We start from the raw sequence: 20,074 nt of genomic DNA, 5'->3' as shown, positions 1-20,074 counted from the left end.
CCACGAGCCCCGCCCCCACGGCCAGCACCGGCGGCGGTGGCCGGTCCTCCGTGCGCCGTCGCCAGTCCCCCGCGCCGAAGAGCACCCCTGTCCAGGTGCCGTCCAGCTCGCGTGACAACAGGCGCAGCTCGATTCGCTCTCCAGACTCCGTTCGCCCCACCAGGGACGCGGGCAGCGTGGCGGCGTCGTTCACCACCAGCAGGTCCCCGGCGCGCAGCAGCGACGGGAGGTCCGCCACGCGGGCGTCGCGATAGCGGCGGGCGCGCGGCTCCACATGCAGCAGGCGTCCCTCCTCGGGGCGGTCCACGGGCCAGCACGCGGGCGTCATGCGGCCTCCAGCGTCGCCGCCTCCAGACGGGCGCCCGAGGGCAGCGACTCCGACCGCCACGCCACCCATTCCACGAGCCGGGCCGCCACCGCTTCCGGGCGGCTCAACCGCGAGTAGTCCCCATCCGGCACCGCGTCGCGGTACATCCGCGTGTCCATCTCCCCGGGGTCCACCGAGACGAAGCGCACGCCCGTGCCCTCCAGCTCCGCGGCCCAGACGCGCCCCAGGTGCTCCAGCGCGGCCTTGGACACGCCATAGGCGCCCCAGCGGGGATAGGCGGACACCGCCGCATCCGAGGTGATGTGCATGACCAGCCCCTTGCCTCGCACCGCCATGTTCCCGGCCACCGCCTTGGTGAGGCGGAAGGGGCCCACCACGTTGACCTCCAGCACGCGCTGCAGGTCCTCGCAGGCGGTGTCCAGCAGCAGCGGCAGCGGTGTGGGCCCCAGCGTGCTCGCGTTGTGGACCAGCACGTCCAGCGGGCCCACCAGCGCGGTGGCCGCGCCCACCATCGGGTAGATGGCCTCCTTGTCCCCCACGTCGTAGGCCAGCGCGTGCGCCTCCAGTCCCTCCCAGCGCAGCGCCTCCGCGACGGCCTCCATCTCCGCGGCATGACGCGCCACGCCCACCACCCGCGCGCCTCGCCGAGCCAGGCCATTCATCAGCGCCAGCCCCAGTCCCCGGCTCGCGCCCGTAATCAGGATGCTCTTGTCGATGCGAATCATTCGTGCGTTCTCCTTGAGACGGGAGATACACGCCGCTCGCCATTGTGTTGGCATGTGGGCCAAGGGCTTGGCAGATTGCCAATCCATGAACGACGATGACCTGCCCGGCAGACTGGCCCGCAACATCCGTTCCCTGCGCGAGACGCGAGGCGCCACACAGGCGCAGCTGTCCCGGCTGGCGGGCGTGCCGCGCGCCACCTGGGCCCACCTGGAGTCCGGCGCGGCCAACCCGACGCTGTCCGTGCTGCACCGCGTGGCCGCCGCGCTCCAGGTGTCGCTGGAGGAGCTGATTGCGAAGCCCCGCGCCAGTGCCCGGCACTACCCGCGCGCCACCCTGCCCGTCCGGACGCGTGGAGGCGGCATGCTGCGCAAGCTGCTGCCGGACCCGCTGCCTGGCATGGAGTTCGACCGCGTGGAGCTGCCGCCGCAGGTGCGCATCACCGGCGTTCCGCACACCCCCGGCACCCGGGAGTACCTGGCGTGTGAGTCGGGGGAGCTGGTGCTCGTCGCCAGCGGGGAGCGCTTCCACCTCCAGCCCGGAGACGTCGTCGTCTTCCGGGGGGACCAGAAGCACTCGTACGAGAATCCTGGAGCACGGACGGCCGTGGGTTACTCGGTCGTCCTGCTGGCGCCTTCGATATGAGCGCGCCGGAAGCGCCTGCCCGGGGAGGTACACTGGGCCCCATGGCGCACCTCTCGCGAGTCCTCACCGTCGTCCTGGGCGCCGCGCTCGGCGCGCTGGGGGCCTGGCTGTTGATGAAGCCCGCCTCGCCGTCGCTGCCGGACACGCCATCCGTCGTGCAGCAGATGCGGGACGTGGCCCGGCTGGAGACGCTGGAGGTCTCGCTCTACAAGAAGGTGACCTTCACGCCGGAGCCCCAGGCCACGGACGCGCTCTGGAAGGACGTGCTGAACTGGGCGCGTTACGCGCTCCAGAATCCGCATGGCCGCGCCATCGTCTTCGCGAACGCGCACCTGGGCTTCGACTTCCAGCGCTTCGACCGCTCTCATCTCCAGGTGACGGGCACGCGCGTCTACGTGGTGCTGCCTCCCATGGAGGTGAAGGTGGAGCTGCGTCCCGGCGAGACGGAGGTCATCGACTCCAACCTGGACAGCGAGCAGACGGCGCAGCTGCTGGAGAAGGCCCGCCTCGCCTTCGAGCAGGAGGTCCGCTCGAACGGGAAACTCCGGCGGCGGGCGCGGGAGTCAGCGGAGCGTTCGCTGCGGGCGCTGCTGCTCACGCTGGGCTACCGCGAGGTGTCGTTCGTGGACCAGTTGCCCGCGGGAACGGCGGGCTGAAACCACCTCACACCGCGGACAGGCCCGCTTCCGTCAGGCGGAAGATGCCCGGGATTCCATCCGGCGAGGGCACGAGTCGCGCCAGAGCCTCGCACGCGGCGGCATCCGACTCGCGGCAGGCCAGCACCAGCTCCCGCCGTCCGAGGGCCACGCGCAGGGGGCCCTCTCCCGCGACCAGCGCTAGCTCCTTGCGCTGCGAAGGCAGGAGCAGCCGCGCGGCGTCATGGCCGTCCCCCTCCGCCACGGCCCAGAGTCCGGAGATGGCCTCCGCCAGCCGGACTTCCCCCTGGTCGACGAGCACGGGCCGCACCGGAGCCAGACGCGAGGAGAGGTTGCGCCACGCCGCCGCGTCCGCCGACTCCGGCGTGAGTCCCGCGGGGGCCAGGGCGGCTTCGGGCAGGTAGCGCACGAACTCCGCGTCCTCCAGCACGTAGAAGACTCCCAGGCCCGCGGGACCGGTGCGGTGCAAGGCGCCCACGGCGCGCGCCGCGAAGTCCGCTGGGCGCAGCACCGGACGCAGCCGCGCTTCCAACGCCGCGACCTCCGCGCCCAGGCCCGAGGACAACCCGCCGAGCCGCGCCGCCAGCGCATCCGCGTAGGCAATGAGCCCCTGCGTGCCCGGGGACTCCTGGTAGGCCACGTACAGCGAGCCCACGTCCACGCGTCCAACACCGCCCGTGGCGAGCTTCACGAGCAGGTCCTTCCCCTGCCGTCGGAACGCCACCCGGGCGCGGCCCAGCGCGGCGGTGAGCGCGGCGGTGAACTCCGGGCGCAGCACCTGCTCCTGGGGAACGGACGGAGGCGGCAGGTCGACGGACTCCAGCTCCTCCTTCAGAAGCCGCGCCTCGGCGTCGAAGGGGTCGCGAGCCAGCGCATCCGCGACGTAGGCACGCGCTTTGTCCGCTTCACCGCGCCGCAGGCCCAGCACCGCGAGCACCTTGAGCACCTCCGGGTCTCCTGGCGACTGGGCCAGGACCTCGGTCAGCAGCCGCTCCGCGTCGCCGTGGCGCTCCAGTCCGAGCAGGGCCCGCGCCAGTCCCAGCCGCACAGGCAGGTCGCGTGGGAAGTCCCGCCGCAGGCTCTCCAGCAGGGGCAACGCCTCACGTTCAGCGCCCGCGTTGATGAGGGCGTGCGCCAGGGCCAGGCGCAAGGCGGAGCCGGTGCCACGCTGCGCCTCGGCGCGGAGCAGGGCCAGCTCCGCGTCGCTCAGAATCTCACCCGCCTCCACCTTGCGGCGGACGCGCTCCAGGTCCAGGGGGGCACTCACTGGCGGGACTCTAGTGCTCCCCCATGGCCAGCCCAACCACAGACAGCGTTTCGGCCCCTGGAGGCGCCGCCCTCCCCATGGAAAACCCACGCACTGACAGGCGCGTCCTTCAGTGCCTGCTCGGTTGCTGCGGCTCCTGCATCGACATGGGCCGGCCCATGCTGGCCTCGGGCGCCTCGTCCTCGAGCATGCCGTGAATCATCTCGCGCAGCTCACCGGAGTCCTCGTGGCCGTGCGCGGAGACCGCGTGCGAGATGGCCGCCTGGAATACCTCGTCCTCCTCGCCCGAAATCGTCAGCGTGCAGTGGGTGTCACTGGGCGCCTTCCGGCAGTCCATCGTCTTGCGTGACATGGTGGTGCCTCCTCCGTCAGAGGTGGACACCGCCGCCCAGCGCCACAAGGGAGGGACAGGCAGCCAGGGCCCGGCTGCCGTGCCCACCATCACACCTTCCGCCTCAGCGCGCGTTGAGCGTGGCCACGAAGAACGCGCTCCGCGCCTCGAACAGCCGCGCCGACACCCCGTCGTACTGCTGCTGCGCCTCGGGCGTCTCGAAGTACTGGTCGTTCCACGAGCCCATGCCGCCAAATACATCGGACAGCTGGTAGGCGAGCAGTCCACGCAGCTTCTCCTCGGACATCCCCAGCGACCGGAACAGCCCCAACGAGCCCAGCCTGTCCTCGAAGACCTGCACCGGCCGCCCGTCGAAGCCCGCGGCCTTCACCGCCTCCAGGAAATCCGGCACGCGCTCCGGTGACAGTTCGTCGTAGCGCGGCGCCTGACCCTCGAGCGCGAAGAGCGCCAGCTTGAACGCATCCGCGAAGTTCGAGCCCTGCGCGGCCGAGAAGGCAACGGCCTCCCCCAGTGCCTTCATGAAGCCACGCCGCGCCTCGTCCCAGGACGGCCCCTCGGACACGAGCGCGGGCCCGGCCGCCCGTTCGTGGAACAGGTACATCTGGTACACGTCGGGATTGGACTGCAGGCGCAGCAATTCCCTGCCCGGAATCCGCCCCGGGTCCTCATCCCGGGAGAACGCGGGCCGGACGCATCCGCGCAAGGGCTCGGGGATGACCAACTCCGCGCCATGGGCCCGGGCCGCCTGCTGCAACGCCAGCATCAGGTTGCCGGCCAGCATCGACTGGAGCCCATCCGGCGCCATCGTCTGGAGACGGGCCTCGAAACCCTCCGCCGTCACGGGCGTCTCCCCTTCCGTCAGGAACGAGTTCTGGTTCCGCGCGATGCGCGTCCAGGCATCCGCGGCGAAGGGCTGCGCGGCGACCAGGTCAGCGAACTGCTGCGGCGTGGTGGTCTCGGTGAGGAGAAGCTGCTCCTCCAACGGGACAAAATCCGCCTGCTGCTCGGGAGACAGCATCTCGCGAAACAGTGCGTCCGGGTCGCTGGTGTAGAAGCAGGCCCGGAGCGCGTCTGGCATCGTCACGTCCGCGCCGTGACGGCGAAGGGTGGCCTGGAGCGCCTCCACCAGGTCACCGCCGCTCAAGTCGTAGTGCACGAACCCGTCCGGCGAGGCCAGGTAGTCCGGCACCTCCGAGGCCTGCACCGCGGGCCGGTCGTTGAGCTGATTGTTCTCGGAGATGAACTCCGCCCAGGCCTCGAAGACGCGGTCCGCGTGCGACTGCGCACGGGCGAAGTCCACGAGTTGCCGCGCGGTGAGCAGGTGCGGTCGGCTGGCGTGCATTCGCAGGAGGAAGAGCGAGGACGCCCCACCCGAGGTCACCTCCAGCACCACGCCTCCCGAGTTGGCGAACGCGGCGGCGATGTGCGCGGGAAGCGCCTCGGACGAGGACGCGCCGAGGTCCACCACGCGAACGGAGCGCCCCCCACCCGCATCGAACGAGTCGAGCCACGTGGCGAGCGGGAGCTCACGCCCATCCAGGAGCCGCACGCCCAGGGAGTACGCCCTCGGCACCTCGAGCCGCCGCAGCGACCAGGGCGCACCCAGCGCCTCTTCCAGCGCCTCGAGCCGCTCAGGCCACCGAGCACGGTCCTCCCGCAACAGCGAGGACACCAGCACCAGGCAAAGGTCATCCACCCGCACGCACTGCCTCCGGGAAAGGACGCGGCGGGAAGCGCCGCGCCGGAGACCAGACAAAGCACGGCAACGGACGGATGCAAACACGTCACGGCTCCGCCCGCGCCAGGAAGGCACGCGAGCGAAGCCGCGTCAGGCGGAGCGACGGCTACTCCTTCGGCTTCGGCTCGCCGTGGGTGTAGATGTCGTAGCCGATGCCGCCCAGGCTCTCACGGTCAGGCTTGTCCTGGTCGAACTGCACGACCTCCAGGTGATAGGGCTCCGGCGTGGCGTCCGCCGAGCGCTCGAAGAACATCCGCAGTTGGTGCTCCTCGCGGAAGCCCAGCGGCAGCTCGTGGAACACGCCCCCTTCCGGAGACACGACCTCGAACTCGCCCTCGCGCAGCATCTTCATGCCCTCGGCCTTGCCGCCCACCTCCACCCAGCGCTTGAACAGCTCGTCCGGCAGACGCACGACGACCCGGCCGCCATTCCCCGGGAAGGGCCGCTGCCGGTCCGCTGCCGGCACCCGCACCGCCAGCCGCAGCGCCCGGATTCCCTCGTGCACGTTGCGCACGATGAAGTGGACCTCCTCGCTGCCGGACTCCAGGTCCACGATGTTCACGTTGCGCCAGATGATGTTGTTGTTCTGACGCACGTTGGTGTCGATGTCCGTCGTCTCGGTGAACGACATGGGGTCGGCTGCGGACTCCCAACGCGCCACCAGGCAGTAGTGGCCCTCGCCGGGCAGGCTGCTCCACGGCGCCTGGACGATGTGCGTGTCGGGCGTGAAGCCGTTGACGGCGACGTCACCGAACTGCGTCCAGTCCGTGGGCCAGGCCAAACCGGTGGAGGCGTTGGCGTAGTACAGCTTGAGGCGCCCCGTGGCGCCCGGACGGGGCCCACCGTGCAGCTTCACGTAGGCGTAGTTCGTCACGCCCAGCTCGGGGTTCTGGTGGACGTGCGGGTTGGCGACGCCGTCCGGGTTGCGGCGAATCCAGATGTACGGGCTGGCCCACATGTCCTGCCCCGCGGTGGCGGAGTCCGGCTCCAGACCGGTGTCGGACCAGGTGTCGCGCATCCAGACGTCATACGGGTCCGGGCAGGTGGCGCTGCGCAGCGCGCACTGAGGCAACAGCGAGCCCAGGTGGGAGATGATGGAGGTGATGGGCACGCCCCGGTTGGGGCAGTTGGCGCAGTGGTGCAGCGCGACGACGCGGTGGTCGGAGTTGGCGATGACGGGAGAGCCGGACGAGCCCCCCTGGGTGTCCGCGTAGTAGCCGATGTCCGGCGGGCCACCCGGCGAGCACGCGGGCCGGTTGAGGGCGAAGATCTCCGCGAAGCCCGAGGCGTCCGACGCGTGCGTGGAGTTGCGGGCGATGTGCTTGCCCCAGGCGGCGGGGTGCTGGGGAATGTAGATGCGCTCATCCACCAACGCGGTGGAGTTGCGCAGTTGGAGGTAGCCGTAGGTGGCCGTGGGGTTGGTGGGCAGCCGCACCAGGGCGTAGTCCCGGGGCGCGTCCACGGCGATGAGCGTGGAGGTCGTGGCCACCACCGTGCCCGGACAACCGAACCAGCTGTTGCAAGCGGAGGTACAGGCGCCGCCCTCGGCCATGAACTCGAAGTCGGTGTTGAGCGCGTCCGAGGTGTTGCCGATGCAGTGCTCGTTGGTCATCACGTGGCCCTGGTTGCCCACGAGCCAGCCCGTGCAGGCCCCGCTGCCGTTGATGAGCAGCCGGGCCACCGCGCGCGAGTGCTTGTACTGACGCGGGTCCGACGTCTGGTAGCAGCGCGCGTTGCGCGAGTCGTCCGGACCGCAGAGAGCCTCGTTGTCCAGGCCCTCGCCCAGCGCCGCCAGGTTGGCGAAGCCGCGAGCGAACCGGTCGATGGTGTAGCCGGACTTCGCGTGGCCGCCCACGCTCCACAGCTCGACGATGGCGACGTCACCGGAGATGTGACCGCTCCAGAAGCCGCCCTTCAACGGCGCGTTCCCCTCGCCCTTGCCGAAGCCCTCGTAGCGGTACTCACGCGAGCCGTCCGGCGCGCGGACGATGACGTAGTCCCCCGACGCGAGCGCGAACTGGCTGAAGTGCGGCGCGATGTACGTGGCACCTGGGCTGCTGACGCGGTCCGTCCAGACCAGCTCGGCCTTGGCGCGAACGCCCTCCGGCCGCGCATTGGGCTGACGTGACTTGAAGGTGGCGACGACGTCCTCGCCCACCTTCACGCGCCCCTGGGCATCCCGCTGCAGGGGAGGTTGTGACGTACGGCCTTCGCAGACCGCACCCTCTTCCGCCATGGCACCGCCGCCGGCCAGCATCATTCCGGCCAGCAACAGGCCTCTCAGATTGAATCTCACGCAACACCTCGTGGGGGTGGCAACCACCGGGGGTGGACGCCCGAATCAGGACCGCGGGCACCGGCGGGCCCGCGCTCCTGGAGCAAGCGACGAGCCACACTCGCAGTTCTAGCCAGACAGGGAGATTGCGCTGGGGAGGCACCCGCGCCCCTCGGACACGCCCCCCACCCGGCGGAACGGGCCTGGCGGTGTGACCCACGCCGCAACACCTTGAGTGAAAAGTGTAACGCCGCGAGCTACCGGCCCGGCTGGGACACCACGTCGTCCTGTCCGCTGCGCTCAGGCGGGTGGCGCGGAACCCGGGGTCGACGCACCGTTCTCGGAAGTAGCGGTGTCGGACTGACCCAGGAAGTCATCCAGCGCGCCCACGTCGATGGGCTTGCGGAACACGGCGTCCACCAGCGCGAGGTTGGAGCGGTTCTGTCCGCGCACGTCCATGCCGGTGACGATGGCCAGCAGCGCCTGAGGGGTCTTCTTGCGCAGCTCGCGCGCCAGCTCCCAGCCGCTCATCTCCGGCATCACCGCGTCCAGCAGCGCGGCGTCGTAGCGGCGCCGGTCCCACATCCCCAGCGCCACCGCAGGGCTGTGGGCCACCTGGACCTCGTAGCCTTCCTCGCCCAGCACCTCCGCCATCATCCGCGCGTTGTCGAGGTCGTCATCCACCACCAGCACGCTGCGCGTCTGCTGGAAGCGCCGGGGCCCCGCAGGTCGCATCACCTCCGTGCGTGACGGCTCCGGACGTGGCGCGGTGGACATGGCGCCTTCATGCACGCGGGGCAGGCGAACCACGAAGGCCGTGCCCATGCCCGAGGCCGGGATCTCCGCCGTCAGCTCGCCGCCCCAGCGCTCCACCTGTGCCCGCGCCACCGCCAGGAACAGGGACAACTGCGGCGCGCCCGCGTCCCGGCGCAGCGGGTCGAACAGCCGCGCCAGCTCATCGGGCGCGTAGGGCGTGCCCTCGTCCTCGATGCGCAGCGTCAGCCACGAGGCCCCGTCCGCGCGCGTGGAGACGTGCAGCCGTCCGCCGGTCTCCATCCGGTCTCTCGCGACGAGCAAGAGGTTCACCACCAGCTCGCGGAAGAAGCCCGTATCCGCGCGCACGTTGCCGGCGTCGCCCAGGTCCAGGTCGACGTACACCGGGTGCTCGCGCTGCTCCAGTTCGCCGCGCGCCAGCTCCAGCGCCTCGCGCACCGTCTGGTCCACCGGGACGTCGGTGGGCTGCTCCTGGGTGCGCTGGATGTTGAACTCCTGGAGCCGGGCCACCAGCTCGCCAATCTGCTGCACCGTCTTGTCGAGCGCCTCCAGGTGCTCGGGCTTGAACTCGCGTTGCAGCAGGGTGATTCGCAGCCGCAGCACGTTGAGGAAGTTGTTGAGCGCATGCGCCGCGCCGCTGGCGAGCTGTCCCAGCGCCTGTTGGCGGGTGCGCTGGAGCAGGCGGCCCTGGAGCCTGCGCAGCTCCCCGTGCGCGCTCTGGAGTGCCTTCGTCTTGTTCACCGCTTCCGTGCGGTCGGTGAAGGTCTGGATGGCTCCGGCCAGCTCGCCCTCCTCTTCCCAGACAGGCGTGGCGCTCAGCTCCAGCGTCGCGGTGTCGCCGCCGGGGCGCTCCACCACCATCATCACCCCACGCACGGGCCCCTTCTCCTTGAGTGCCCGCAGGAAGGGCATGTCGGCCAGCTTGAAGGGCTCGCCCGTGAGGTGGCGCGCGTTCACCTGCGTCAGCACGGGATTGATGGTGTTCGCCGCCCGCCCCCCCACCACCGCGCGCATGGGCACCCCCATGAGGCGGCTCACTGGCGGCGTGGCGAAGGAGACGGTGCCATCCACCTCCGCCAGCATGATGCCCACGTCCACCTGGTTGAGCACCGACTCCATCACCGCCGCTTCACGAAAGCGCACCTCCTCCGTCTTCAGGATGCGCGCGTAGGACGCCTGGGCCGCGGCGTCCGCCTCCCACACCAGCTCCGCCACGAGCTCCGCCACCTGGGGCTCGATGAAGCCACCGTTGCGGCGCGCGTAGACGTGGAGCATCACCTCTTCCAGGGACTTGAACTCACGCGTCAGGTCCTCCGGGTCGAAGTTCTGGCTGTAGCGGAAGGCGCCGTGCGGGCGGACCACCTCCGGCCAGAGCCGGACGACGTCGTCGGGCCGGTCCCTGAGCAGGCGGGCCAGCTCGTCCAGCAACCGGCGCAGCGGGGCGCGCAGGTCCCTGCCGGGGACCTCCACGTCATAGGTCTCCGCGCGCAGGCGCTTGGCCCACAGGCGCGCCAGGCGCTCGCGTTCCTCCTGGAGGAGATGGGACAGGGCCTGGATGGCATTCACGTCGGGCACGTTCAAGTCAGCAAGCTGCACACGCGCGCCCGCCATGGCCACCCGTGCGCCCGCTCGCCTGCTTGCCACCCGCACCCCGCCTGCGTTGCAAACGCCCACTGCCCAGCCCACCTTCCGGCGGAGGATGCCTGTGCGTGAACGTGACAAGAACGATGTGCTGGAGTCACCCTGGCTCTCCCAGCAGGCCATGGCCCAACTGTTCCGGGGGGAGCTGAACCGCTCCGATACCTGGCGCACGCGCCTGGACACCACCACCAACTGGGCGCTCACGACGACGGCGGCGGTCATCTCCTTCGGCTTCGCGTCGACACAGAGCTCACATGTCACCTTCCTGGTGGGCATCTGGATGGTGGTGTCCTTCCTCCTCATCGAAGCGCGGCGCTACCGCTACTACGACTTGTGGAACCGCCGGGTGCGCCTGCTGGAGGACGGCTGGTGGGCCCCCATGCTCCGGCACGAGCCGGTGGACCCGGACGCCCTGCGCGAGCTGGCCCTGGAGTTGGAACGGCCCCAAATCCAGCTGTCCCTCTTCTCCGCCATCTCCACCCGGCTCAACCGCGCCTACGGGCCCATCCTGATGGTCCTGATGATGACGTGGTTCGTGAAGGTCTACAGCCACCCGAAGCCGCCCGTGGACCTCGACGAGTTCCTGGCGCGGGCGGGGGTGGCCTGGATTCCCGGCGAGGCCGTGACGGCCATCCTGCTGCTGCTCACGCTGACCGCGTCCTACCTGTTCCTGTCGTCCTTCTTCATCCGGGCGCCCCTGGGTGAGCTGCGGACCCGGCCCCGGGGACGCCGGGCAGCCCTGTGGGAGGCCTTCTACCGGCCCTACGCCATCCGCACCCGGCGCAGACCCACCCGGCGCCCACGGCCGTCTTCCACGTCCGAGCACTGACACTCGGAGCCGATGGCCTCCCGCCCGGAAACCGGCCGGGTGCCCCGCCGGAGTGCGCCTACCTCATGGCCGCCATGCCTCCGGCTGAATCCCGGGCGTTTTCGTCCTTCCGACACCAGGGAAATTGTGCTGTGACTCCGCACCCATGGCGACCACACGAACTGTCACGATCATCAATGGCGATGGCATTGGCCCCGAAGTCATGGCGGCCACCGTTCGCGTCCTCGAGGCGCTCAAGGTCCCCCTTGATTTCGAGTACAAGGACGCAGGCACGGAGGTGGTGGCCAAGTACGGCACCAACCTGCCTCACGAGACGGTGGAGGCGGTGCTGCGCAGCGGTATCGCGCTCAAGGGCCCCACGGGCACGGTGGTGGGCGGTGGCCTCCCGTCGGCCAACGTGGGCCTGCGCAAGCGGCTGGACCTGTACTCGTCGCTGCGGCCCGTGAAGAGCGTACCGAACGTGAAGACGCGCTACGAGGGCGTGGACCTCATCGTGGTGCGTGAGAACACGGAGAGTCTCTACGCCGGCCTGGAGCACATCATCGTCCCGGGCGTGGTGGAGTCGCTGAAGATCATCACCGAGAAGGCCTCCACGCGGATTGCCCGCTTCGCCTTCGAGCACGCCCGCAAGCACGGCCGCAAGAAGGTCACCGCCGTGCACAAGGCGAACATCATGAAGCTGTCGGACGGTCTCTTCCTGGACTGCTGCCGCAAGGTGGGCCGTGAGTTCCCGGACATCACCTACGAGGAAGTCATCATCGACAACCTCGCCATGCAGCTCGTGAAGGACCCGACGCGCTTTGACGTGCTGGTGGCGGAGAACTTCTACGGCGACGTGCTCAGCGACCTGTGCGCGGGCCTGGTCGGCGGCCTGGGCGTGGTGCCGGGCGCCAACATCGGCGAGCGCACCGCCGTCTTCGAGGCCGTGCACGGCACCGCCCCGGACATCGCGGGCAAGGGCATCGCGAACCCCACCGCCCTGATGATGTCCGCGGTGATGATGCTGGACCACCTGGAGCTGGGCGAGGCGGCGCGCCGCATGGAGAACGCCATCTGGAAGGTGTACGGCTCGGGCGAGGTCCGCACTGGCGACCTCGGCGGCAAGGCCACCACCCGCGAGTTCACCGACGCCATCATCGGCGCGCTGTAGTTCGCACGGCGCAGGCCGTAGCAAGAAGCCCGGGGCGCCTTCACGGCGGCCCGGGCTTTTTCGTGTCCGGGCTACACCCTCGTCAACTTCACGCCGGTGGCCTCTAGCCGCTCCAGCTCCTGCTTGATGTCCTCGGAGACGATGAGGGCCTGGGTCCAGCCTTCCGTGCGGAACACCTTGGCTTCGCCCACCTTGACGGGGTCGATGCGCAAGTCGTCCACTGCGTAGTATTGACCTACTTTCGCGGGCAGCCCGTCCTCCGGCTTCCAGAACTGCACCTTGGAAGCCTTCTCGTCGATGCACCGGATGAGCTTCGTCGCCACCAGGATGAGGTATTGGTCCGGGTAGCCTTTGATGTTCACGGGAATGGTCTGCACGTCGTCGGGTGCCAGTTCCACGAAAAGCGTGGCCACCTTGACGTGGACGATGGGCACAAGCCCCACGCCTGCCAGGGAGAAATCCAACGCTCTTCCCGGTTCGTCGATGGGAACTGTCAGAGGACTTTCGACCTGGACGGGCCGCCCCGCCCTGAACATCCAAGGGTCTTCTACTTCCTGGCCTCGCGGGTCCTCGGGATCGCCCAGGTACCAGTTACCGGCGTGGACGTTCTCGGCAATCCTGAAGAAGCGACTCGGCATAATGCGGTTTTAACCGTTACGTGCCGCGCGTCACGAGCCTGTTGAGCTCCGTCCCTTTTGTGGCGACCTCCCTGGCCAGCTGTTGAAGGGCTTTTGTCAGGGCCGCGCGGCACTCCTCCACCTTGCGGCAGTTCTCGGTTGCACCGTTCAGTCGTTCGTAGACCCGCTCGTGGTACCTCTGTGGGTGCGGGCCGCGGTGGCCTGCGACTGGCACGATGTTCTCAGGGTCCTTCAGCTCCATTCCCGCCTTCTTGAAGAGCCTCTTGAACCTCGGTGTCCAAGGCCCACCACGCGCGGAAGAAATGCTGTTCTTGTTGGTGGCGAGGTGATGATTCTCAGAGCGGCCGCCGCGCATGCCCCGGGCCGTCATTGCTACCGCATTGGGTGCCAATGCAACGGTGAAGCCGTCGGCCCCCCTCGCCACCGACTGCACGCCCCCTATCGCCATGTACTGGTAGCCCGCCTGCGTCTCCACGGCGACAGCTGCCTGCGCCGAACCAGGCAGCCGCGAAGACTTTGCAGCAAGGCCCGCCGTGTTCCCGATGGCGGCAGTGGCCAGCATCACAAAGATGCGGGCTGCATTCTCGCCAAGGATTTCACCGTACGCCTCGCCCGCTTCGCTGAGCTGAGCGAAAGTGGTCGCCCGGTCCACCTCACGCACCAACACCATCCAGCCGTCCAAGATGCGCCACACCGTGTCCACGCCCAGGTAAGCGATGGCGGTCGCGGTCAGCAGGGCCGCCAATCCCTTGCTCACAGGCTCGGGCAGCGACCACAGCAGCAGATACATGCTGACAGAGGCACTCACCGTCGCTAGCAGCGCCTGAGGGTCCGCCATGTCCTCCAGCGCCTCGGCGGTCTCCGCCCAGACCGAGTCCATTGCGATGGCCATGGCCAGCGAGTACCTGCCGTCGCTAGCCAGCAGTGGACCTTCGGCCAGCAGGCGCAAGCAGTCGCCGGGCTGCTGCTTGCGCTCGCACCAGCGGCCATAGGCGTGCGTCAGTTCGTCATCCGCGTACGCATCCAGGAGACGAAGGCCGTCGGGGTCCTTCTCCTCATCCTGAGGGATGAGCCGAGAGTCGCGATGTTGGTACAGGTACACTCCGCTTCGCTCGGGGACGCCGAAGAGTTGGCGGGCCTCTCGTAGCGGATTGGCCGAGGGCCGCACGTCCCGGACGAGCGTCACCAGGGCATCTTCGAATTCGTTCTCGTCCAACTCCACGGGTCCGGCGCCGTCTTCCACTTCCACGAAGGGCATGTGGACAATCGGCGTTCCGGCTCCCGTGTCCAGTCGCACGAGCCGCGTGGCCGAGCAGCCCGTAAGGGCAAGCACCAATGCTAGCCAGATCCCTCGCGCGAACATCCAAGTCCTCCGGTTCCGAACTCGGTGCCACGAAATCAAGTCAGGAATACCAGAAATTGAGGTCCAGGAGCGGGCGGTATGCAAACGATCCATGCCCTAAACCATCACCAGCCAAGTCCAAGACAAGTGAGGTTCCCCTGAATGGCTCCCTGACTCCTCTACTGGTTCGTGTCCGAGCCTTCCGTCGTTGGAGTCGGCACCTTCGCGCCCACCTCCCCCTGAGCCGTCACCGCATAAACCTCCCACCAGTCGAGGACGCGTCCACTCGGACCGTCACAGCGGTCAAAGCGCTGGTCCACCGCCACGAAGTACAAGCCCGGCGTCGGCCCCGCGAAGACGGAGACGTCCAAGCCCTGCTCCGGACTCGAACACTCCGCACCACCTCACGAATTGCGCCCACGGCAGCCAACGCGGCACCAGCCACCATGCGCTCTACGACGGTTCTGGACGAATGATCATCCGGCCACGGGACTTCACGTTTCCAAGCGGATGCAGGCGCGGCGCACCCTTGAAGCACCGCGACCAACCCTGCCACCGTCAGCGTCTTGTTCATTTTCCCGACCCCAATCACGGAGTAACTGCCCCCCCCGCTACGGCATTGGGGGGCCACGTTCCGAAACGGAGGACGAGGAGGGGGGGAGCACAGATGCCCGGCATGACCCAACTGCCCCTGGCGTCACTCCACTGCTGGACCTCGCCCGTGGGGAAGTAGCGAAGGAAGAGCCGAGTCCCGTCCTAGCGCTCCGCCACCAGTGCGGATGCCATCTCGATGACGGAGCCCATGAAGGCTGCTGGAGCAGGGTTTCCAGGTATCAAGCGCACTTCCGCCATGGACACGAAGGGCTTGAACGCGTCCGTAGGCCACACGCTCAAGTCCTGCGACGAAGGTGCCGCGGCACACGGATGGTTGTGGACGAAACCCACGACCCACACCTGCGAAGATGGATAGTCCTCATCCTTCACCGCGAAGAACGGACGGCAGGAAGCATGACTCCCCCCAACGGGCTCTGTCACCCGCCAGGACAAGGAGTCTCGACCTCCCGCCACGTACACCGTCGAGCAATACTCCGTGGAGAGCCCTACGACGGGACGCCGTGTTCCCGGGTCGCACGCCGTCGCCCCAGGGAGATTCAGCAGCGCCTCCGCCACATCCCGAAGAAGGCTTATCGGGATGGAAGCATCCCCTGTGGGCATCTCGACAGCGGGGACTTCCGACCACGGGCCTCTCGCGACCTCCGCGTCGGAAGCGGCCATCAAGAGGGGAGTGGAACCTGCGCATCCCGCCAGGAGATGGAAAAGCAAAGCGCCAAGCCTGATGGAGCAAGAGAAAGCCATCGGCACGAATGATAGACGCGTCCCAGTACGCAGAGCGAACAAGCACCAGACGCGGAGCGAAGCGACACACGGCTCGACCTTCGCCGTCTCCGCGCCGCCACCTCACGACCGGCGAGTGGCGAGCCAGCGCATGGCGGAGAGCACCAGGCCCCGCCCTCCACGAACAAAGCCCGACGCCCAGCGCTTCAGCCGACCGTGACCTTCCGCACGCCCCGCGCCTCCAGCAGCGCGGGCAGCCGCTCACGCTGGTCGCCCTGGAGCACCAGCGTGTCGTCCTCCACGACACCGCCGCAGCCGAGCGAGTTCTTCAGCGCCTTGAGCCACACCTCGCGCTGGGCCGCGGGCAACTCCAGGTGCTCCACCACCGTGACTTCCTTGCCGCCACGGCCCTTGCGCTCCATGCGAACCACCGCGCGCGCGGGGCCCTTGGGTTCGGCCTTCACAGGCGCCTGAGCCACGGGCGCGGCGGGAGCCTGGGGCAAGGTCTCCCGCTGCGCCGAAAGCGCGGCGAACGGATTGTTGAATGGAGCCGCCGGTGCGGCCGGCGGCTCACCCTTCTTGTCGCGCTTGCCCATGGCGGGTGCCGCGTCCTCAGTGGTTGTGGCCCGCGTGGTCGTCGTGGCCGTGGCCGTGGTGGCCATGGCCACCGGCCGGGCGCGGACGCGGCGGAGGCAGCACGTCGAAGCCAGGGGCGCTCGGGTTCCCGTCCGCCATCACCAGCGCGTAGAGGAACGGCGCGGAGGGCGCCGCCTCGCGGCCATTCACCAGCACCAGCGGCGTACCCTGGATGTGGTGGCGCATGGCGTAGCGGGAGTCCTCCTGAATCTTCGCCGCCGTGGCCGGGCTGCTCATACACACCTCCAACTGCGAGCGCGGCACCGAGCCCGACGACGCAATCTCCACCGCCCGCTCCGTATCCAGCACGGCCTGCGCGGCGAACATCTTCTCACGCAGCTCCCAGTAGTCCGGCGCGCCCTCCAGGCAGATCTGCGCACGCGCCGCCACGCAGCGCACGCTGGGCGCATCCGGGCCCCGGCGCGGAATCGCCGGGTTGCACGCGCCGTCCAGCGGGAACTGGCGAGCCTCCAGCGACATCTTCCCTTCGGGAACCCGCTTCTTCAGCGCGGACAGCTCCTCCACCAGCATCTTGCAGTGGGGGCACTTGCTGTCCGTCCACTCGACAATCTTCACCGGAGCATCCACTGGCCCGTAGCGGTGGCGCGCGGGCGACGCGGCGGGCTGCGGCGTCCCGCTGCGGTACGCGGCCAGCGCGTCCGCGATGAACTGCTGGTGCTGCGGCGGCAGCGAGCGCAGGAACTCCTCCAGCGACGCGGGCGGAGGCGGCGGTGTCTGCGACGTCACGCCCGGCGTCTGCGTGCTGGCCACCTGCGACACGGGCGGCAGCAGCGCGGCACCGGACGCCTCCGACGCCTTGGGCGTGGCCCGGCCGGGCAGCAGCGTCGCCAGGAAGACCGCGGCGGTGACACCCGCCGTCCACTTCAGCGTGGCGCCCCACTCGCCCGCGCCGGGCAGCAGCGACCCGGGCAGGCCCTTCCAGGCCACACCGGCGAAGGCCACCACCAGCGCATAGGTCGCCAGACACGTGGGGCACAGCGCGCCCGACTGCGCGCTGGCCACGGCGAAGACCACCACGGACACCAGGCCCGCGGCGGCCACCAGCCGCAGCCCGTTGGCCGCCGGACGCACCGGACGGCCCGAGCGCGCCCACGCCAGGAACAGCGCGGCCAGCCCCACCGCGACCAGGCCCCACACGAGGCCCAGGGCCGCCACGGGCAGGCCCACCAGGTCATGCACGCGGCTGGCGAAGGCGGAGTTCCACACCGTCTCGCAGTTCACCGTGTCGGAGACGCCGCACACGGTGGAGCCGCCACCGCGAAGGGTGAGCAACTGCATCCACTGGAAGATGGACAGGCCACTCTCCGCGAGGCCCAGGACCAGCAGCGCCAGCGCGCCGCGAGTCGCCACGGGAGTGGGCGAAGGGGAAGACGTCGAGCTCATGCATGCTCCGGGGGCGGGGACATCAGAACGAGGAGGCGGGCGGCATCGGGGCCGTCGTTGGCGACGCCGTGTTCGGCGCCCGCGGGGGCGAAAATGGCGGCGCCAGGGCCGTGGACTTCCTCTTCGGCGCCCACGCGAACGCGGCAGCGCCCGTCGAGGACGACATACACCTTGTCCGACGTGGCATGGCGGTGGGGCTTCTGGGCCTGTCCCGGCTGGAGACAGTACACGTCCAGGAAGAAACGGCCGGACTGGAAGACATTGTGCTTCAGGAGCTTCTCCGGTGAGAAGTCCTGGAAGGACGACAGGTGCTTCACATCCATCGTGGCATTCGCTCCTTCGCCTCTATATAGCGACGGACATGGAACCGCTGTCTCTGCATTTTCTTCACGAGAAGGCGGGCGCCCGCTTCGGCGCTGTGGGCGGCCGGGAAACCGTGGCCGGGTATGGAGACTCGGAGGGAGAGTACCGGGCGGCGAAGGCGTCCGTGGCCCTCCATGATGCCTCCTACCGCGAAACCCTCCGAATCACTGGGGAAGACCGGGCCTCTTACCTACACGGGATGGTCACCCAGGAGGTGAACAACCTGCCAGTGGGCACCGCGACCTATGCCGCCATGGTTACCGTCAAGGGGGCCATGGTGGCGGATGCCCGCATCCTCAAGCGGGAGTCCGATCTCCTCCTGGATTTGGAGCCCGGCACCGGCGCCAAGGTGCGGGAGTTCCTGGATAAATACCTCATTTCCGAGGACGCCGAGCTGCACGAGGCCACGGGGGAGCTGGCCCTGCTCCGGCTGCTCGGGCCCCGGACGGCGGACGTCCTGTCGGCCGCCCTGGGCAGCCCCCATGCGCCGCTGTCGCACCATACCGCCCGAACGGCCACGCTGGCCGGCCAGGAGGTGTGGCTGCTGGGGAACACCGCCATCGAGCCCCATGGGGTCGACGTGTGGGTGCCGCGCGCCAGCCTGGAGGACGTCTGGCGGGCCCTGTCCGAGGCTGGCACCGCTCACGGCCTGAAGCCCCTGGGCTTCGAGGCCCTGGAGCTGCTCCGAGTGGAGGCCGGCGTCCCCCGGTACGGCCAGGACATGGTGGACACCACCATTCCGCTGGAAGCCAACCTGGCGAATGCCATCTCCTACAACAAGGGCTGCTACATCGGGCAGGAGGTCATCGCCCGAGCCACCTTCCGCGGCCACATGAACCGCAAGCTGACGGGGCTGCTGCTGGGCGACGCGGATGTGGCCCCCGGCACCGAGCTGCGACGCGGGGAGAAGAAGGTGGGCTGGCTGACCAGCGTGGTGCAGTCGCCTGTCATGGGGCAGCGGGTGGCCCTGGGCTACGTGCACCGGGACTCGCTGGAGCCGGGCACCGAGCTGACGCTGGCGGCGGGCCCCGCCACGGTGAAGGTGGCGTCCCTCCCCTTCTCCGCGTGAAACAGTGCCAGCATACTGGTGAGCCATGTTCCCTGGCTCACCGAGCACCCTGCTTCGTCCCGCGCTGCTGCTCACGGCGCTGTCCCTCTTCCTGACGGGCTGCTTCAACGTCGAGCAGGACCTCTGGATTGAGCCAGGAGGTTCGGCGCGCCTCGTCGTCGACATGGGGATGCCCAAGTCACTGACGGCGCTGGCGCGGCTGGGCGGCGCGACGGAGGCCCAGGAAGCGTTGCTCGCGAAGGCGCGCGAGGCGGAGCAGGCGCTGCGCCAGGACCCGGAAGTCTCCCAGGTGATGCTCCGGGACTACGAGAAGGACGGCCAGGTCCATCTCGTCTACGACGTGACGGTGAAGGACGTCACCCGGCTCCCGGAGCTCTACCGCCGCGCCGCCGAGCAGCACTCTCAGGGCCAACCGTCGTCGCCGAAGGATGCGTGGGACTTCCGCATCGAGCGCCAGGGCGGGGACTACGTCTACACCCAGCGCTTCAACCCGGAGAAGGCCTTCACCACGCCGGTCGGCATCGGTGACGAGGCCGCGGAGCAGGCCGCCCAGGAGCTCGCGAAGGGCATGGTGAAGGCCATGCTCGTCAACAACCGCCTCACCCTCCGCATCCACGGCCCTGGCATCGGCGAGACGAACGGCACGGTGAACGAGCAGAAGGACACCGTGGAGTGGAAGCTCAACCTCGCGGAGCTGATGGACGGCCCCGCCGAGGGCCGCGAGTTCCGCGCCGTCATCCACGGCGGCGAGCCGCTCTGGCTGTGGCCCGTGGTGCTGGGCGTCCCCCTGGTGGTGCTGCTGCTGACGGTCACCGCCGCCCGCAAGCGGCGGGGCGTCGCCGCCCGATAACGCCCACCCCTGGCACGCCTGTCATGGTGCCCCTGCCGCCGCTGTCCCTCTGCATCAAT

Annotated in this window: 20 protein-coding genes; 6 read left to right on the top strand and 14 right to left on the bottom strand. The window is 69.3% G+C overall.

Features of this window, described 5'->3' with window-relative positions; genetic code table 11:
* Positions 1–328 (bottom strand): S-adenosylmethionine:tRNA ribosyltransferase-isomerase (locus tag HNV26_RS17105; protein WP_253816688.1); only part of this gene is annotated, 328 nt, incomplete at its 3' end.
* Positions 325–1,053: an SDR family NAD(P)-dependent oxidoreductase gene (locus tag HNV26_RS17100; RefSeq protein WP_171440094.1), complete on the bottom strand. Its 729-nt coding sequence runs from the start codon at positions 1,051–1,053 to the stop codon at positions 325–327. The genes HNV26_RS17105 and HNV26_RS17100, both read right to left, overlap by 4 nt.
* A gap of 85 nt (positions 1,054–1,138) precedes the next feature.
* Between HNV26_RS17100 and HNV26_RS17095 the strand changes: the two genes are divergently transcribed.
* Positions 1,139–1,696, top strand: coding sequence for a helix-turn-helix domain-containing protein (locus tag HNV26_RS17095; protein WP_011556259.1), 558 nt, complete (start codon positions 1,139–1,141; stop codon positions 1,694–1,696).
* Positions 1,697–1,737: 41 nt separating this feature from the next.
* A complete protein-coding gene (locus tag HNV26_RS17090) occupies positions 1,738–2,352 on the top strand; it encodes a DUF4230 domain-containing protein (RefSeq protein ID WP_253816686.1) in 615 nt (204 codons plus the stop codon).
* Between the two features lie 7 nt (positions 2,353–2,359).
* On the opposite strand, the gene HNV26_RS17085 is transcribed toward HNV26_RS17090, so the two are convergent.
* From HNV26_RS17085 to HNV26_RS17065, 5 genes are all read right to left on the bottom strand, one after another.
* Positions 2,360–3,619, bottom strand: coding sequence for a tetratricopeptide repeat protein (locus HNV26_RS17085; RefSeq protein WP_171440092.1), 1,260 nt, complete (start codon positions 3,617–3,619; stop codon positions 2,360–2,362).
* Positions 3,620–3,728: 109 nt separating this feature from the next.
* Positions 3,729–3,971 (bottom strand): DUF1059 domain-containing protein, encoded by a 243-nt coding sequence (locus tag HNV26_RS17080; RefSeq protein WP_171440091.1) that lies wholly within the window; start codon positions 3,969–3,971, stop codon positions 3,729–3,731.
* 103 nt (positions 3,972–4,074) lie between these two features.
* Positions 4,075–5,667 (bottom strand): hypothetical protein, encoded by a 1,593-nt coding sequence (locus HNV26_RS17075; protein WP_366816886.1) that lies wholly within the window; start codon positions 5,665–5,667, stop codon positions 4,075–4,077.
* A gap of 148 nt (positions 5,668–5,815) precedes the next feature.
* Entirely contained in the window at positions 5,816–8,005 is a 2,190-nt protein-coding gene (locus HNV26_RS17070) for a trypsin-like serine peptidase (protein WP_366816885.1), read from the bottom strand.
* A gap of 279 nt (positions 8,006–8,284) precedes the next feature.
* Positions 8,285–10,369, bottom strand: coding sequence for a response regulator (locus HNV26_RS17065; RefSeq protein WP_216612423.1), 2,085 nt, complete (start codon positions 10,367–10,369; stop codon positions 8,285–8,287).
* An 88-nt stretch (positions 10,370–10,457) separates the two neighbouring features.
* Between HNV26_RS17065 and HNV26_RS17060 the strand changes: the two genes are divergently transcribed.
* On the top strand, positions 10,458–11,228 hold the full coding sequence (locus HNV26_RS17060; protein WP_171440088.1) for a DUF2270 domain-containing protein: 771 nt from the start codon (positions 10,458–10,460) through the stop codon (positions 11,226–11,228).
* A 145-nt stretch (positions 11,229–11,373) separates the two neighbouring features.
* Positions 11,374–12,378 (top strand): isocitrate/isopropylmalate dehydrogenase family protein, encoded by a 1,005-nt coding sequence (locus HNV26_RS17055; protein ID WP_140867484.1) that lies wholly within the window; start codon positions 11,374–11,376, stop codon positions 12,376–12,378.
* Positions 12,379–12,449: 71 nt separating this feature from the next.
* Here the strand turns inward: HNV26_RS17055 and HNV26_RS17050 are convergent, their stop codons facing one another.
* From HNV26_RS17050 to HNV26_RS17020, 7 genes are all read right to left on the bottom strand, one after another.
* Complete coding sequence (locus HNV26_RS17050; RefSeq protein ID WP_171440087.1) at positions 12,450–13,016, bottom strand: imm11 family protein; 567 nt, start codon at positions 13,014–13,016, stop codon at positions 12,450–12,452.
* A gap of 16 nt (positions 13,017–13,032) precedes the next feature.
* Positions 13,033–14,379, bottom strand: a complete 1,347-nt coding sequence (locus tag HNV26_RS17045; RefSeq protein ID WP_171440086.1) for an AHH domain-containing protein — start codon at positions 14,377–14,379, stop codon at positions 13,033–13,035.
* Positions 14,380–14,537: 158 nt separating this feature from the next.
* On the bottom strand, positions 14,538–14,729 hold the full coding sequence (locus tag HNV26_RS17040; RefSeq protein ID WP_171440085.1) for a hypothetical protein: 192 nt from the start codon (positions 14,727–14,729) through the stop codon (positions 14,538–14,540).
* Positions 14,730–15,114: 385 nt separating this feature from the next.
* Positions 15,115–15,252, bottom strand: a complete 138-nt coding sequence (locus HNV26_RS38445) for a hypothetical protein (protein WP_253816684.1) — start codon at positions 15,250–15,252, stop codon at positions 15,115–15,117.
* A 647-nt stretch (positions 15,253–15,899) separates the two neighbouring features.
* Positions 15,900–16,289, bottom strand: a complete 390-nt coding sequence (locus HNV26_RS17030) for a translation initiation factor (RefSeq protein WP_171440084.1) — start codon at positions 16,287–16,289, stop codon at positions 15,900–15,902.
* 16 nt (positions 16,290–16,305) lie between these two features.
* Positions 16,306–17,733, bottom strand: a complete 1,428-nt coding sequence (locus HNV26_RS17025; RefSeq protein ID WP_171440083.1) for a vitamin K epoxide reductase/DsbA family protein — start codon at positions 17,731–17,733, stop codon at positions 16,306–16,308.
* A complete protein-coding gene (locus HNV26_RS17020) occupies positions 17,730–18,056 on the bottom strand; it encodes a cupin domain-containing protein (RefSeq protein ID WP_171440082.1) in 327 nt (108 codons plus the stop codon). Before HNV26_RS17020 ends, HNV26_RS17025 begins: the two co-directional genes overlap by 4 nt.
* A 38-nt stretch (positions 18,057–18,094) precedes the next feature.
* Between HNV26_RS17020 and ygfZ the strand changes: the two genes are divergently transcribed.
* Positions 18,095–19,165 (top strand): CAF17-like 4Fe-4S cluster assembly/insertion protein YgfZ, encoded by a 1,071-nt coding sequence (gene ygfZ / locus HNV26_RS17015; protein ID WP_171440081.1) that lies wholly within the window; start codon positions 18,095–18,097, stop codon positions 19,163–19,165.
* Positions 19,166–19,190: 25 nt separating this feature from the next.
* The gene (locus HNV26_RS17010; RefSeq protein ID WP_171440080.1) at positions 19,191–20,015 is read left to right on the top strand and encodes a hypothetical protein; all 825 of its coding nucleotides are present in this window, start codon (positions 19,191–19,193) and stop codon (positions 20,013–20,015) included.
* Positions 20,016–20,074 lie beyond the last annotated feature (59 nt).

Source organism: Myxococcus xanthus (assembly GCF_013116825.1).
Lineage (GTDB): Bacteria > Myxococcota > Myxococcia > Myxococcales > Myxococcaceae > Myxococcus > Myxococcus xanthus_B.
The sequence above is the reverse complement of the archived record's forward strand: the minus strand, read 5'-3'. Positions and strand labels throughout refer to the sequence as shown.